Source organism: Geobacter sp., assembly GCF_030834625.1.
Classification (GTDB): Bacteria; Desulfobacterota; Desulfuromonadia; order Geobacterales; family Geobacteraceae; genus Geobacter.
In genome coordinates this window covers 43,951-57,999 of record NZ_JAUQXO010000031.1, presented here as the reverse complement: position 1 = coordinate 57,999, position 14,049 = coordinate 43,951, and the positions used below count along the sequence as shown (strand labels likewise).

At 62.3% G+C, this 14,049-nt stretch carries 14 protein-coding genes and 1 tRNA gene; 4 read left to right on the top strand and 11 right to left on the bottom strand.

Going from position 1 to position 14,049, the window contains the following annotated elements; translation table 11 throughout:
* Window positions 1-32 precede the first annotated feature (32 nt).
* From thiC to RCH91_RS08420, 3 genes are all read left to right on the top strand, one after another.
* Complete coding sequence (gene thiC / locus RCH91_RS08430; protein WP_306534187.1) at window positions 33-1,343, top strand: phosphomethylpyrimidine synthase ThiC; 1,311 nt, start codon at window positions 33-35, stop codon at window positions 1,341-1,343.
* A gap of 58 nt (window positions 1,344-1,401) precedes the next feature.
* Window positions 1,402-1,477: transfer RNA gene (locus RCH91_RS08425), tRNA-Thr, on the top strand.
* Window positions 1,478-1,555: 78 nt separating this feature from the next.
* Window positions 1,556-5,056 (top strand): class I SAM-dependent DNA methyltransferase, encoded by a 3,501-nt coding sequence (locus tag RCH91_RS08420; protein ID WP_306534186.1) that lies wholly within the window; start codon window positions 1,556-1,558, stop codon window positions 5,054-5,056.
* On the opposite strand, the gene RCH91_RS08415 is transcribed toward RCH91_RS08420, so the two are convergent.
* The 10 genes from RCH91_RS08415 to RCH91_RS08370 form a co-directional block, all read right to left on the bottom strand.
* Complete coding sequence (locus tag RCH91_RS08415; RefSeq protein WP_306534185.1) at window positions 5,057-5,380, bottom strand: helix-turn-helix transcriptional regulator; 324 nt, start codon at window positions 5,378-5,380, stop codon at window positions 5,057-5,059.
* A 4-nt stretch (window positions 5,381-5,384) separates the two neighbouring features.
* The gene (locus RCH91_RS08410) at window positions 5,385-5,663 is read right to left on the bottom strand and encodes a cytotoxic translational repressor of toxin-antitoxin stability system (protein WP_306534184.1); all 279 of its coding nucleotides are present in this window, start codon (window positions 5,661-5,663) and stop codon (window positions 5,385-5,387) included.
* 297 nt (window positions 5,664-5,960) lie between these two features.
* Window positions 5,961-6,521, bottom strand: coding sequence for an outer membrane protein (locus RCH91_RS08405; protein ID WP_306534183.1), 561 nt, complete (start codon window positions 6,519-6,521; stop codon window positions 5,961-5,963).
* Window positions 6,518-6,670 carry a hypothetical protein gene (locus RCH91_RS08400; protein ID WP_306534182.1) on the bottom strand — a complete coding sequence of 51 codons (153 nt, stop codon included), beginning with the start codon at window positions 6,668-6,670 and terminating at the stop codon, window positions 6,518-6,520. Before RCH91_RS08400 ends, RCH91_RS08405 begins: the two co-directional genes overlap by 4 nt.
* Before the next feature lie 11 nt (window positions 6,671-6,681).
* Window positions 6,682-8,097 (bottom strand): FAD-binding oxidoreductase, encoded by a 1,416-nt coding sequence (locus tag RCH91_RS08395; RefSeq protein ID WP_306534181.1) that lies wholly within the window; start codon window positions 8,095-8,097, stop codon window positions 6,682-6,684.
* A 149-nt stretch (window positions 8,098-8,246) separates the two neighbouring features.
* A complete protein-coding gene (locus RCH91_RS08390) occupies window positions 8,247-8,480 on the bottom strand; it encodes a hypothetical protein (protein ID WP_306534180.1) in 234 nt (77 codons plus the stop codon).
* A gap of 49 nt (window positions 8,481-8,529) precedes the next feature.
* Window positions 8,530-8,922, bottom strand: a complete 393-nt coding sequence (locus RCH91_RS08385) for a response regulator (RefSeq protein WP_306534179.1) — start codon at window positions 8,920-8,922, stop codon at window positions 8,530-8,532.
* Window positions 8,923-8,977: 55 nt separating this feature from the next.
* Entirely contained in the window at window positions 8,978-9,193 is a 216-nt protein-coding gene (locus tag RCH91_RS08380) for a hypothetical protein (RefSeq protein ID WP_306534178.1), read from the bottom strand.
* A 293-nt stretch (window positions 9,194-9,486) separates the two neighbouring features.
* Window positions 9,487-11,058, bottom strand: coding sequence for a 4Fe-4S binding protein (locus tag RCH91_RS08375; protein ID WP_306534177.1), 1,572 nt, complete (start codon window positions 11,056-11,058; stop codon window positions 9,487-9,489).
* Window positions 11,059-11,100: 42 nt separating this feature from the next.
* Window positions 11,101-11,982, bottom strand: coding sequence for a DUF362 domain-containing protein (locus tag RCH91_RS08370; protein WP_306534176.1), 882 nt, complete (start codon window positions 11,980-11,982; stop codon window positions 11,101-11,103).
* A 310-nt stretch (window positions 11,983-12,292) separates the two neighbouring features.
* On the opposite strand from RCH91_RS08370, the gene RCH91_RS08365 reads away from it, so the two are divergent.
* Entirely contained in the window at window positions 12,293-13,216 is a 924-nt protein-coding gene (locus RCH91_RS08365) for a hypothetical protein (RefSeq protein ID WP_373694374.1), read from the top strand.
* A 16-nt stretch (window positions 13,217-13,232) separates the two neighbouring features.
* Here the strand turns inward: RCH91_RS08365 and RCH91_RS08360 are convergent, their stop codons facing one another.
* Window positions 13,233-14,000: a zinc-dependent peptidase gene (locus RCH91_RS08360; protein WP_306534175.1), complete on the bottom strand. Its 768-nt coding sequence runs from the start codon at window positions 13,998-14,000 to the stop codon at window positions 13,233-13,235.
* Window positions 14,001-14,049: the final 49 nt, after the last annotated feature.

The following is a 14,049-nucleotide window of genomic DNA, read 5'->3' as shown; positions in this document are numbered from 1 at the left end:
TTTCGTTCATTCAAACCAAGGAGTATCAGCACATGGCTACGACACAACTGGAATATGCCCGCCAGGGGATCATCACCGACAAGATGAAGGAAGCCGCCCTGGCTGAAGGGGTCTCCCCCGAATTCATCCGCGACGGCATCGCCGTCGGCACCATCATCATCTGCCACAACATCAAGCACGGCAACGGCCGCCCCCTGGCCGTGGGGAAAGGGCTCCGCACCAAGGTGAACGCCAACATCGGCACCTCGGCCGACGACACCGACATTTCCAAGGAGCTGGAAAAGGCCCGCGTTGCAGTGCACCACGGCGCCGACGCCATCATGGACCTCTCCACCGGCGGCCCCGTCGACGATATCCGCCGCGCCATCATCGCCGAGACCAGCGCCTGCATCGGAAGCGTCCCCCTCTACCAGGCGGCCCTGGACGCGGTCCGCACCAAGAAGAAGGCCATCGTCGACATGACCGTGGACGACATCTTCGAGGGGATCATCAAGCACGCCGAGGATGGCGTCGACTTCATCACCGTCCACTGCGGCGTGACCCGCTCCACCGTGGAGCGAATGAAGAACGAAGGACGGCTCATGGACGTGGTTTCCCGGGGGGGCGCCTTCACCGTGGAGTGGATGGCCTACAACAACTGCGAGAACCCCCTCTTCGAGCACTTCGACCGGCTCCTGGAAATCACGAAAGAGTACGACATGACCCTTTCCCTGGGTGATGGCTTCCGACCCGGCTGCCTGGCCGACGCCACCGACCGGGCCCAGATCCATGAGCTGATCATCCTGGGCGAACTGACCCAGCGGGCCCAGGCCGCCGGGGTCCAGGTGATGATCGAGGGGCCGGGCCATGTCCCCCTCAACCAGATCGAGGCCAACATCCTCCTCCAGAAGCGGCTCTGCCACGGGGCGCCCTTCTATGTCCTGGGCCCCCTGGTCACCGACATCGCCCCGGGCTATGACCACATCACCTGCGCCATCGGCGGGGCCATCGCCGCCTCGGCCGGCGCCGACTTCCTCTGCTACGTGACCCCCAGCGAGCACCTGCGCCTGCCGAGCGTCGAAGACGTCCGCGAGGGGGTCATCGCCTCCCGCATCGCGGCCCACGCCGCCGACATCGCCAAGGGGGTCAAGGGGGCCATGGAGAAGGACATCGCCATGGCCAAGTGCCGCAAGAAGCTCGACTGGGAGGGGCAGTTCAACCTCTCCCTCGACCCGGAGAAGGCCCGGCGGCTGCGGGCCGAATCGGGTGTTGCCGAGCACGGCGCCTGCACCATGTGCGGCGAGTTCTGCGCCTACAAAGTCATGGACGACGCCATGGAAAAGCAACGTGCCGCCGGCCACTGAGCGGCCGATTAGCCGTTGACTTGACGGACAAAGTACGCTATTTATTTTCACCTCATTCGCCACCTTAGCTCAGATGGTAGAGCAACTGATTCGTAATCAGTAGGTCGCCGGTTCGATTCCGGCAGGTGGCTCCAGGCACAAGCAAAGGGGTTGGGTCTTATGACCTCGCCCCTTTTTGTTTATCCGCTCACTTCGTCTACAGGGACACCACAATGGCCTCATTCTCCTTCGACGCAACCATCCAGAAGCTGCGTGAAACCCATCGGGGCAAGGAAGCCTCCATGTACGGCCCCATCCGGGACCTCTTCATCCATGTGTTGGGGTACCCCGCGGCTGATGTGGATATCGACACTGCAGGCGAAGGGGGGCGCCCCGACGTCACCGCCCGTGCTCCGTCGGGGTTGTACGACGGGAAGGGAAAGCAGGTCAAAATCGACTGGATCGTGGTGGAGGCCAAGGACGAGCGGGGCTGCTTCGTCAACACCAGGAGCCGCGAGGAGATCTTCAGCAAGAAGTCCAAGTACATCGGCACCAACACCGCCTGGTTCGTCATGGTGGAGCCGGCGGCGATCATTGCCCGTCAGGTGACCGGCAACGATTTTGCGGTCACCAACGACATCGAGGTCCGCCTGGAGGGACTTACCAAGCATGATTTCGTGCAGCGCCTGGAGCTCCTCAGACACTCCGCCGCCGGTGTCCCCAATCAGCTCAAGCGGTTCCGGGGGGGCGACACCCGCCTCATCGCGTGCGAGAAGCTCACCAAGCCCGATCCCGCCACGGCGACCCAGCGGGAGCTGAACCGTTACCGGGTCACCCGGAAACGGTTCTTCGACAGTGTGAGGGAGGTGACCGCCCACCTGCAGAACGCGACCCGCAACACCCTGGAGAAGGCGCGTCCGGAAATCGAGCGCTACCGGGCCATGGCCGACGAGTTCGGCGAACGGTACAAGGAACGGGAGCGGGACAAGGGGAAATGGCTCTTCAACCCCCACCTGCTGACCATCGAAGCGAACCCCCAGGGGCCCGACGCCACCCGCCAGCACCACAAGGACGCCCTGGCCCTGCGCAACGAGTTCAAGAAATCGCCCCACATCGCCCGGCTGGCCCTGGACGGCCTCCCCAGCTTCCAGGCGAGGACCGGAGCGGAAGACAAGAACGTCGCCGAGCTCTTCAGCATCGAGACCGCCAACCTGATCCTTGCCCGTATCCTGCTGCTCCGCTTTTTCGAGGACAACGGCTTCTTCGGCGACCTGAAGTACGTCTGCAACGGCGGGGTCGAGGCGTTCCAGAAGATGCGGGAGTATTTCCACGCCAGCTACACCCGGCTGCTGGAGGAGGCCTACCGCCACGCCAGCCGCCTCTACGCCGCCGCCTTCGACGAAACCGAGCTGGACTGGGTCCTCGGCATCAGCGACCAGGCCCTCTCCAACGCCATCGAATGGGCCATGTACCAGCTTTCGCGGTACGATTTCACCACCGTCAGGGGTGACATCCTCACCGGCATCTATGACCGCTTCATGGACCGGACCCAGCGCAAGAAGCTGGGGGAGTTCTACACGCCCCCCTCCATCGCCCGCTACATCATCAAGCGTGTCGACATCGGCCGCGGCAGCCGCGTGCTGGACCCCGCCTGCGGCTCGGGAACGTTTCTGATCGAGGCGTACCGGGCCATGGTGGGGAACGACATCGAGCGGGGTGCCGCCGAATACTGCGACGCCCTGGACACCCTCAGGAGGATCGCCGGCAACGACCTCAACACCTTCTCCTCCATCCTGGCCCAGATCCAGCTCCTGTGGCAGGTGCTCGGCATGCGGCAGGAGGTAGAGCGCCACGGATTCCCCGACATCATGGTCACCGGCAAGGTCAACTCCCTGGTCTCCCTCAACCAGATGACCATGCTGGAGCGGTTCGGCGAGATCTCCCAGCCCGTCTACGACGCCGTCATCGGCAATCCCCCCTACGTGCGGGCCGAGCGGAGCGCCCAGGAGCTGGACGACGTCACCATCGCCGATTTCGAGCGGGGGACCGACACCCACCGGGGGATTTCCGCCAGACGCAACGCCTACACCCTCTTCATCTACAAGGCCCTGAACGACTGGTGCCGACCGGCCGACGGGGAGGGGAACGGCGGGAAACTGGGCTTCATCATCCCGGTCTCCCTCTTTGACGCCAACGAGACCGAGGAACTGCGACGGCTCTTCCGGATCGGCGGCCGGTGGACCATCCGCGAGATCATCGACCTGGAGATCATCTACAAACAGGTATTCGATGCCGATGTCCTTCCCGCCATCATCATCATCGAGAACCGGCCGGCAACGGCGGACGACGTCGTTTCGCTCCGCCTGGCAAGCCACGACTGCGTGCGGCGGGAAGCGGGCGGAGCATTGCCCTCCTTCGACCTTGAGGGACTGCCGGAGCAGCATATCCCCTATGCCGACCTCTTCACCCCCGACGGCCGGATCATGACCCGCCTCACCCCGGAGCGGCTGGCGGTGATCAAGAAGCTGTGGCGGTGCGGCACCATGCGGGATGCCGCCAAGACCTACTGGCAGGGGCGGAGCAAGGGGGCCAAGGGGAAGGTGACCGACGAGCGCCCCCCCGAGGCAGACCTCCACAACTGGGCCGAGCGGCAGATGCTGACCCGGGGCGTTGTTTTCAGGAACCAGAAGAGCTACGTGCCCGGCGGTCACATAGTCTACAAGGGGGAAAACATCATTGCCGCCGAGCTCCAGGGGGACCCGGTGGAGGTGGACGTGGACCTGAACGGCATCAGTGACAACTCCCTCTGGTCGATGCAGGAGTTACTTCCGCCCCATGGGTATGCCGTCGCCCGCGTAGCCCACTGCGTCAACGCCGTGGCCTTCGACCCGGCCCGGGCGGCCTTCACCGACACGGCCACCCTCTTCTTCCCCCGGCCCGACCTGGTGAACTTCCCCTTCGACCTCTACTTCCTCTCCGACATCCATGTCTTCTTCTACGCCATCGCCGCCCGGATGGGGATTCTGCGGACCCTGCGCAGCGACGTCTACCCGACCAACCTGGCGGTGATGCCCTGGAGCGATGCCCTGAAGGATGTGGAGGAGGAGATCGAGGCCCTGCGGCAGCCGCTGACGGAGGCCTGCCACCGGCGCTTCCAGGCCCGGGAGGCGCTGCGGGACGCCCTACGGGACCTGGCGCTCCCCACCCTCAAGGATCATCTGCGCGAGGACACGGACGCCCGCATCTTCTGGGCCGAATGCTTCGACCACCCCGAGTACGAGGTGGAGATCGCCGGACCGCGGGTGGACGAGCGACAGCCGGACGAAGTTCAGGTCTATTTTTCCGGTAGCCTGCTGGAGTGGCTGGAACTGACCCGCCGGGACCTGGCGGAGGGGCTGGCCATGGCCCTTGCCCAGCGCGAAGGGGAGAGCCTCACCAAGGGGAACATCCTCAACCTCCCGATTCCGGTGGCGGAAGCGGAGCGGGACGCCTGGGAGAGGGTCATCGGTGACCATCACGAAACCAGGCTGGAAGCGGAGATGGCCGCCCGCCTGAACGATCTGGACCAGCTGGTCGGCGCGGCCCTGGGCCTCGATGCCGCCGACATCGCCTTCATCCAGAATGAACTCCGCACCGACCCCTTCCTGCGGGGTATCCGCCCCCGCTATCCGGGCACCGTCACCAGAAAGCAGGGCTTCCGGACCGGGCTCGATTCGAGCAGCCGGTATCAATAGTCACAGGAACACCCGGTAATCGACGTTCAGGGCCTTCGCCAGCTTCTTGGCCGCTTCCTTGCCAATGGGCCGCTTGCCGTTTTCCATCTCGGAGATATGGCGCTGAGGGATTCCGGTCATCTCTGCAAGCTGCCGCTGGGTAAGCTCTTCCTTGCCACGGGCGCCACGCAGACTGACGGCGGGTTTCGTCTCTCCGGGGAAATGGCCGGCAAAGAAATCATCCAGAGAAACGGCCCCCTCTTCGTCCGTCGCCTCGATGCTGTCCACATACCGGCGCACCCGCTCCACGTTCTGACGATGAACCCTCAGACGAAGTGTTACCATGTCATCAGTAGGGCGCTTTTTCGTGAGTCCCTGCATAAGTCACCTCAATAAGTCTGATTTCCTTGTCGCGCTCTTCCCAGACCGCAACGTATGTCGGTTTACCCTTCTTTAGGTGGCAATGGTGGCGTCCGTCTGCCAGCTTGCCATAGTTCGGCCAGTTGCCGCGTACCGGGCCGGAAAGCCTGATCTCCTCCATCAGCAGAAAGAGCCGCTCAACAACACTTCGCGGCAGTTTGTGCGTCTGCTTGTTGGCCTTGCCCGTAATTCGGACTATCCATTCCATAAGTCACCTTATACTATTTTTTAGTATCGTGTCAACACAGAGAGGCAGTCAGAGAGGCAGTCAGAGAGGCAGGACAGAAAAAAGGCGCGGGGGAAAACCGCGCAGGGATACGCCAAAACAGAAGCATAGCAAAATCTCAATTTGTTCGAGCAGTTTAACAATCGGTTAGATTGAGGCAGGTCCTGGGGTGACAAGGCTTTATGGTTTTATTGACCATAAAGCCTTTTTTTTCGAATTCGCGGCGAGACAAAGTGTGTCCCGCCGTAATCGTTATTACCGTGTCCCTGGTCTGACGTGCTAAAAGGCGAAGCGGAAACCTACGAAGAAGCTGCTGTTGTCGTAGGAGAGCTCCGACCCGCCCATATCAAAGTCGGAGGCCGTTCCCTGATACCGGTAGTAGATATCCAGGTTGACGTTTTGCGCGATCTTGTTCGATACCCCGGCGGTAAGCTGATAGCCGAACTCTGTGTCGTCGTCGTCGATACCATTATCCAGTTCGCCGTTTATGACTCCGAGGCCGACACCAAGATAGGGTTTAAACGGGAAATTTATATTTTTCATATCGTAATACCCATTGATCATGTACGACATGGTTGTAAAATCAGCGTCTGATGCATTGTCGATCTCTGCATTCCTGTAAGCAAACTCGGCTTCCAACCGGACAGGGTTGAAGTCATACCCCGCGGCCACATTTAAGCCGTATCCAGGATCATACTCAATATCGCCGGAACCGGGGTCGATATCAGAATCATGGTTGATCGACAAGCCGGCGCCAAAGCCGACATAGGGCCCGGCAACCGCCGGAATGGCAGAGGCCAAACATGTACAGAGTGCGAGAATAAATGTTTTCGGTTTCATGGCTTGTTCCTTTCTTGTGGTGGATTTGTGAAGTCAGGGTTAGATTCCCATATTTCTGAAACATGACACTGCTCTTCCTGCTCCTCCTTTCCACTCCTTATTTTCTGCGGCGGCGCAGAATCCAGTTCATGAATTCTGTCCGCTTCCATCCGGCTTCCTTTCAGACCGGTTTGATGTTGCGGTTCGTCCGGAAGAAATTCTCCGGGTCCCACTCCGCTTTCACCCGCGCGAGCCGCTGGATAGCCTTGCCGAGGGCGGCCTCGGTGCGTTCGGGTCCTTCGTCTTGGGTGAGGAAGTTGATGTACGTTCCGCCGGTGGAGAACGGTTTCATTGCGTTCCATGCCTCGCGGGCCCATTGGATGTTCGCCTCGTCGTCCTCCGCCTTTTCCCACGAACCCGCCAGGTTGAGCACGTAGCGGGCGTCGCGGTTACCCATGGGGGAGTGCTCCCCGTCAAGCCGGTTCAGGGCGCCTCCGATCTGGAACAGGATCACGGCCGAGTAAGGCGAACGGATTCGTGCCGCATGCTCCATGACCTTCTCGCACAGGGCAGGTTCAATGCGGGGGAGGTACTCGCTCTTCCAGTAGTAGCGCCGCCCCTTGGGCTGGGTGGCGTCGAGGAGCGTCTGCATCTGGGCGTAGGGCCGGCGCACGAGGATATCGCCCACGGGGCTGCCGAACGCCTTGATGGGTGCGACGGCCTTCTCCCCCTCCTCGGGTGCCCCGCTGTGGCAGGCAAGCAGAGCAACGATCGGTTTCCCGTGCATCTCCTTCGGGAGCCACGGCGCCGGGGGCGCCGGACGCATGATCGCCACGAGGGTGAGTTCGGGCGGAGCCTCCTCGGCCATGGTCCGGTACAGCTCCAGCACCCCGGCCGCCTCGCTTGCGGGCCAGGCCACGATCCCGCCGACGATCTCCGGCCCCACCGGGTAGAGGTGGTAGTCGATGCCGGTCACGACCCCGAAGTTCCCTCCGCCTCCCCGCAGCCCCCAGAAGAGGTCCGGGTTCTCCTCGCTGCTCGCCCGCACCAGCCGCCCGTCGGCGGTCACGACGTCCATCCCCATGACGTTGTCCGCAGTCCACCCCCAACGCCGCGTCAGATAGCCGAACCCACCGCCCAGGGTGAGTCCCGTAACACCGGTGAGCGAGATGAAACCGAGAACAGCCGCCAGGCCGTGGAGCTGCGTTTCGCGGTCCAGGTCGCCGAGAAGGCAGCCCGCCTGGGCGTGGGCCACCTTTCTCCGGGGGTCCACCCAGACGCCGCGCATGGGGGACATGTCGAGCAACATCGCGCCGTCGGCCGTGGCCAACCCCGCGATGTTGTGCCCTCCCCCCTTAATGCAGAGGAGCAGGTCGTGTTCCCGCGCGAACCCCACGGCGGCCAGCACGTCGGCGGTGCCGAGGCAGCGCGCCACCAATGCAGGCCTCCTGTCGATCATGCCGTTCCATACGGTGCGGGACTCCTCGTAGCCGGCGTCGCCGGCCATGAGCACCGGCCCCCGGAGACGCATCCGCAGGCTGTCGAGGGCGTCCTGCATCAGTTCAATCTCGCGACCATCCTTCGTCATTGCTTTCATAAGCGGCCTCCATGCCGATCGTTATACTTAGCGAGTATAGGTCGGCTTTATGATGATGCAAGCATCGGGGGAGGATAGAGAAAAAGAGAGGGGGGTGACTCTGGATCACCCCCCTCTCTTTCATTATGCCCGGACAGTTCTGCCGTTGATCAGTGCGTTGCCTTCTGCTCCTGTGGAGACTCCTTCCGGAGCCCCTTGGCGATCCCCAGCATCATCAGCACTGCCGGCATGAGCTGCATGACCACGATCAGGGCGCAGAACCCGAGAAAAATCCAGGTAAAGATGCCGCTGTTGTCTTCCCGTGCGCCCGATGCGGCAAAGGCCGAAGTGACGGAGCCGATGAACAGTACCAGAGCGTTAACGATGGGGGCCGAGCTTTTCATGACATCCTCCTTTTCTCCGTTCAGCGAACCCCGTGGGGGTGCTTGTCGTCTATCGTGCCGCGTGGCCTTTCATGCCGCTGCCAAAGGCGCATCGTACGGCCTGGCAGATTTCTTCCACATCCTCCGGCCCTGAGGGCTTGAGGGCGTGGTAGAAGATCCCGCTGCTGCGGACCTTGCGCAGAAGCGGGAGGGGAAGTTCATCGGATACCAGGATGATTGCCAGCTTCTGGTTGCACTTTTTCAAGAGATCGATCAGGTCGAAGGTTGGCAGTTCGTCGAATTTCGCCCCCAGCAGTACCACCCGCGTTACCTTTTTCAGGATGCTGGAGAGGGTGTTGGGGAGGGAGTCGGTGACCGTGACCGCATACCCTTCCTTTATGAAGTGTTCCGCCATCTGCTGGCGGGTGGCCGGATCCTTTTCGGCGATGAGCAGTTCTTCCATGACAGGTTCCCCCTTTCTGCGCCAGGTACGGAGATGGTGCGTTTTCGTCGGCTGATCAGTTGCGGGACTCTACATCCTTGCCGGAGAAAAGGCCCCTTACCATCGATCCGAACAGCGCAAGGCCCGGCAGCATCTGGCAGACAACGATCAGGGCGCCGATGCCGAGGAAAAGCGTTACGAGCAGGCCATTACCCTCGGATTCCGCTCCGCTGGCGGCGAAGGCGGTGGAAGCTGCGAGAAGGGTCATCATAGTGGCGAGTGTTGTTTTCATGGCATCCTCCCGGTACTGCATGTGAGGTGAGGTCTTCGGTTCTTACTTGTTTCTATAGCAGCGGACGTGCCAGGAATGAAAAAAATCTAAGCATGCCACGTAACATGTTGTTTAATTGACACTATTTTGCTATACACATCGCGCACTGCCCCGCTTTAAGGGGTTCGAACGTATAAAAAGTATGTACTAGGATGGGGTCAGGAAGGGAGGGGCAAGCGGAGATTATCACGTTCAATACATTGATTTAATGGGCATTTTTCTTTTGCAACGGGGGTGTATAAAAAGATAGGCCCTCAGTTCGACCCTGCATATGGATTATTCACCACAGGGGCTGTTGTCGGCGCTTCCCCCTGGTACTCCCCGAGGGGTGTGCGGTCCGTGACCGTGAAGACCTCGATCCCCGCCTTGCCTTCCAGGGGACAGACATGCTCGCAGATGCCGCAGCCGTTGCAGAGCTTGTCCACCACATAGGGGACCTGGAGCAGCACCTGCCGGCCGTCATCGGCGGTTTCCCGTACCTTCCGGGAGCGGATCGCCTTTTGGGGGATGGGGCAATGCTCTTCGCAGACGATGCAGTTCTCCTTCTTCGCGAAGGGGAGGCAGTGGTTCTTGTCAAAGACCGCCTTGCCGATAACCTCCCGTTTCTTCACGGCCGGCGCCAGGTTCGGGATGGCCCCGGTGGGGCAGACCTGGCCACAGAGGGTACAGTTGTACTCGCAGTAGCCAAGTCGCGGGATCACCTGGGGGGTGTAGATCCCCTCGACCCCGGCCTGGAGGATCGCGGGATAAAGGGCGCTCCGGAGGCAGACCTTCATGCACTCCCCGCAGCGGACGCAGCGGGCGAGAAACTCCTTCTCGTCCCGGACGCCGGGGGGGCGCAGGAGCCGGGCCTGGGCCACCGGGTCCCGGAAGCGGAGAAGACGGGCCACGAAAAAGCCCGACACCAGACCACCCAGGAGGACGCGCCGCTCGGGGAGGAGCGGCCCTTCCTCCGCCGCCACACCGGCGAGCCGGAACCGGACCCGCCCCGAGGGACAGTGGAGCTGGCACTCCATGCAGAGGATGCACTCCTCCTTCTGGAGAATCTCCCGGTCAAAGGAGGTGGGGCAGAGGTCGCGGCAGGCGCCGCAGTCGGCGCAGAGCCGCGCCGGGACCCGGACAAAGGGTGAAAAGCGGGCGGCCAGCCCCAGGAGCGTGCCGAGGGGGCAGAGGTTTCGGCACCAGTTGCGCGTTTCGTACCGTTCCAGCAAAATGATGCCGATGAAGATGAGCGCCGAGAGGAATGCCAGGGGATAGAAGGTCTCCCGGAAGGGGAGGAGGTTGTCGCGGATCACCCCATAGCCGGGAGCCAGGAGGTCGCGCCCTTCCCCCATGATCCGGTAGAGGGCCACCCACCCTCCCCTCACGGCATCGCCAAGCAGCGGGTGGACGACAAAGGCGAGGGCCCGGACGAGGATGGCAATGGGGTCCAGGAGTCCCGCCAGGTTCACGCCAAAGAGGGCTGCGGCCAGGAGAGGGACCAGGAGCCAGTACTTGAGGTTTCCCTTGATGAGCCGGATAGGTGCGGATTTGGCGATTTTCCCGGTCACCAGGTCGAGGACCGTCCCCAGGGGGCAGATCCACCCGCAGAAGAACCGCCCCAGGAGCCCGGTGAGAACCAGGAGGAGGAGCCCCGGAAAGACGAGCCAGGAGAAGGACTTTGCCGCCAGAAGGTAGCTCACGGACACCAGGGGATCGGCCCGGAAAAAGGCGTTCACCGCTCCGTTGATCTCGTCGCTCCCCCGGTACTCGGTCCGGAGGAAGAGAACGAGGAACAGAGCCAGGAAGAGGAACTGGCTCACCCGTGCCGAGGTAATCCTCTTCATGGCCCTGTTTCCGGTATCCGGCTGTTGCCCTTCATGCCTCGATCACCCCCTGAGGATGCGGACCCGGTTCAGGTTCATCTCGCCGAGGCCCCGGCGGTGGGCCGCCACCGTCACGGCAATGTCGGCGGGTTTGAGGCCGAAGAGGGTCGTGGCGTAGGCGTCGGCCGCAACGATGTCGGTGGACGCGATCACCATGTTCAGGACCTTTACGTCCTTCAGGTCGCCCCCCTGGGGACCGTGGTCGGTCAGGATGCGGGTGGCGTCAATGACCGTCAGGTGGCTCTTCACGACGCCGTTGATATCGGCCAGAGCCTCCTCGATGTGCCGATGGGTCCCGCCCCGGTTCCCCCCCATGACCCCCATGACGTTTTTGAGTCCCAGGGTGAGCCGGGTAAGGCCGTGGTGCTTTGCCACGGGAACGTTGATGAAGACGTCGGCGGACAGGGCCTCGCCGTAGAGCTCCCACTCCCTGAGGGCCTTGCCGTTGATGGTGACCTTGCGGAACCGCTCGTTCTCGATAAACTTCAGCTCCACGGCGCGCAGCCCCTTGAGCGCTTCGCTCATGCCGCTCTGCACATAGCAGCGCCGCTCGTCATTGCAGGTCCGGTCAAAAACCTTCACTCGCTTCGCTCCGGCGGCAATGGCCTCCTCCGCCAGGGCCCTGACCACGAGGGGATGGGTGTTGGCCCCCTGGGCCGGGGTCCGGTCCCACCCCATGTTGGGCTTGATGACCACCACGTCCCCCGGCTTCACGAAGCGCCTCATTCCGCCCAGGAGATTCACGGCGTTGCGCGTCGTCCGTCCGTACTCCTTCCCCTCCGCCACGGCCACCGTGGGCTGCTCAACGGCCCAAAGCCCCCTGAACGCCCCCTCGGCAAACACCGATGACAACCCCACCAGTTTAAGAAACGCCCGTCTGTCCATGCGCAACCCCCTTACTCTTACCCGGTCCGAGCCACGAACAACAAGTATACCAGAGCCACTCCCCTTGTTCCGCATGACCTGAAAGTATCGATAAGGCCTTGACGTCCCCCAGCCGCTGAGGGTATCGTTGCTCTCCGCCTCGTCAACCGAGGCACCATAACTCAATGGTTACAAAACGTTGCCGATACCGTTCCTCTCGCCCAACACGAAAAGCTGGAAATTTTCCCCAATCCATGTAATATGAGCACTCTCTCATCCCATCAGCTCTCCCCGGCCAGCCGGGACAGACTGCCCCAAAGGAGATTACCCCGTGTCCATCCGCACGAACCTCATGAATAGAGTGAAACTCGCCCTGATTCTTGCCGTCGGCCTCGCGGCCGTCTCCTCCCCTACCGAGGCCCAGGATTCGCCGGCAGGGCAGGGAAAAGATTACCTGGCGGTTGAAGCACGGGAGATGCCCCCGGAGAGCCGGGAGCTGATTCAGATATTCGCCTCCTCGATCCGCCATCGCGACGTGAAGGTGACAGCGGGAAAGGGAGGCTCGCGGCTCCTCACCTTCACCTCCGACTCCATCCTCAATGGAAGGGCGGTCCGCAAGTTCAACCAGGGCCTTCTTGAGCGCGGCATCAACGTCTACGGCGCCGCCTACTACGGCGACTTCGCATGGGATAGGACCATCGTCGACGCTGCCATCACCATCACCCGCCCGGCAACAGGGGCGCCGGACACCATCGAGATCTCCGAGGGAATCGCCAGGGACCCGCTAACCAATCTCCCCCTCATGCCCCTCACCGTTTCCATCAATGAACTCACCATCCCGCTGAAGGAGGACTTCGGCAAGGCGTGGAAACGGCTCGAGATCATCCCCGCGGTGGAGCCCATCGCCCCCGAACCGAAGACCGGCCGCTATCCCGGCTCGAAGGTGCGCATCGTGCGCCAGAACGACGGCGAGCGCCGTCAGGTGATCTATGCCGTGAAGGGGGATCTGCGTGCGGTGGAGCAGTTCTTCGACGCAAAGCTCAAGGAGATCCACCGGACCGTCATCGTAGCGGGGGACGCCGACAGCGCCGCCTCACCGGCCGAGGTATTCGGTATCAAGACCTCGGCCCAGGTCATCGTCCTCTCGGGGTACAGCTACAACGACAAAAAGCTCGCTTACACGGAAGCGACCCTGCGCCACGCCAGCGATCCGAACCTTTCCCCCTATGTGGAGATCGAGGTAGCGGAGAACTGAGCCGCCCCCTTACCGGTTACCGGTCCCACGACGCCGGGTCCTGCCGGTAGTAGAGGCTGAGGGCCTCATACAGCTCCGGATGCTGGCGGCGCATCTCCCCGGGCATCTCGAAGAAGGTCTCGGTCGCCACCGCAAAAAATTCTGCTGGACTCTCCGCCCCGTAGGGGTCCAGGAGGGTCCAGCGTCCCGCCTCATCGTCGGCGATCAGCCGTTCATACTCCCCCTCGAACACCTCCCGCCACCGCGATCCCTCGGGAAGCCCCGGCAGAAACCCCTCGTTGTCGGTAATCCCGTCTTCATGGTCGAGCTGGTGGGCAAACTCGTGGAACACCACGTTGAATGCGTCGTCGGGGGCCTCGGCGTCCAGCAGAACATCCTTCCACGACAGAACCACCGTCCCCTGCTCCCACGACTCGCCGATGCGGGTTTCCGGCCCCTCGGTGACAACCCCGGCCTCGTCCCAGCGGCGGCGCTCCCCCACGTACTCGTCGGGATAAATGACGATAGAGGAGAGGAGCGGATAGTAGTCGGTTGTGCGGTGAAGGAGAAGGATACAGGCCAGGGCGGCAACGGTCACCCGCACCTCGTCGGTCACCTGGACGCCGCCGCACCCCTCGAAGTATTTCTCGGCGAGAAAAACCTGCACATGCCCCAGCAGTTCCTGCCGGTCCGACGGCGGGAGCATCCGGTAGAAGGGGACGTTCCGCTCGATGAACCCGAGCCAGGCCGGGGGGAATTCCCTCCCGGCGAGCCGTTTTCGTCGAAATCCCGTGAACAGTCCCATAACCGCTCCCCTTCAGGCTACACACATCACATACAAACGGCGCCCCCTT

What these genes read in the sequence shown, in the direction of transcription:
- RCH91_RS08375 (WP_306534177.1), bottom strand. Translation starts at nt 11,058, where the DNA reads ATGAAGAGGATTACCTCGGCACGGGTGAGCCAGTTCCTCTTCCTGGCT.
- RCH91_RS08385 (WP_306534179.1), bottom strand. Translation starts at nt 8,922, where the DNA reads ATGGAAGAACTGCTCATCGCCGAAAAGGATCCGGCCACCCGCCAGCAG.
- RCH91_RS08380 (WP_306534178.1), bottom strand. Translation starts at nt 9,193, where the DNA reads ATGAAAACAACACTCGCCACTATGATGACCCTTCTCGCAGCTTCCACC.
- RCH91_RS08415 (WP_306534185.1), bottom strand. Translation starts at nt 5,380, where the DNA reads ATGGTAACACTTCGTCTGAGGGTTCATCGTCAGAACGTGGAGCGGGTG.
- RCH91_RS08400 (WP_306534182.1), bottom strand. Translation starts at nt 6,670, where the DNA reads ATGGAAGCGGACAGAATTCATGAACTGGATTCTGCGCCGCCGCAGAAA.
- RCH91_RS08370 (WP_306534176.1), bottom strand. Translation starts at nt 11,982, where the DNA reads ATGGACAGACGGGCGTTTCTTAAACTGGTGGGGTTGTCATCGGTGTTT.
- RCH91_RS08410 (WP_306534184.1), bottom strand. Translation starts at nt 5,663, where the DNA reads ATGGAATGGATAGTCCGAATTACGGGCAAGGCCAACAAGCAGACGCAC.
- RCH91_RS08360 (WP_306534175.1), bottom strand. Translation starts at nt 14,000, where the DNA reads ATGGGACTGTTCACGGGATTTCGACGAAAACGGCTCGCCGGGAGGGAA.
- RCH91_RS08420 (WP_306534186.1), top strand. Translation starts at nt 1,556, where the DNA reads ATGGCCTCATTCTCCTTCGACGCAACCATCCAGAAGCTGCGTGAAACC.
- RCH91_RS08390 (WP_306534180.1), bottom strand. Translation starts at nt 8,480, where the DNA reads ATGAAAAGCTCGGCCCCCATCGTTAACGCTCTGGTACTGTTCATCGGC.
- RCH91_RS08395 (WP_306534181.1), bottom strand. Translation starts at nt 8,097, where the DNA reads ATGAAAGCAATGACGAAGGATGGTCGCGAGATTGAACTGATGCAGGAC.
- RCH91_RS08405 (WP_306534183.1), bottom strand. Translation starts at nt 6,521, where the DNA reads ATGAAACCGAAAACATTTATTCTCGCACTCTGTACATGTTTGGCCTCT.
- thiC (WP_306534187.1), top strand. Translation starts at nt 33, where the DNA reads ATGGCTACGACACAACTGGAATATGCCCGCCAGGGGATCATCACCGAC.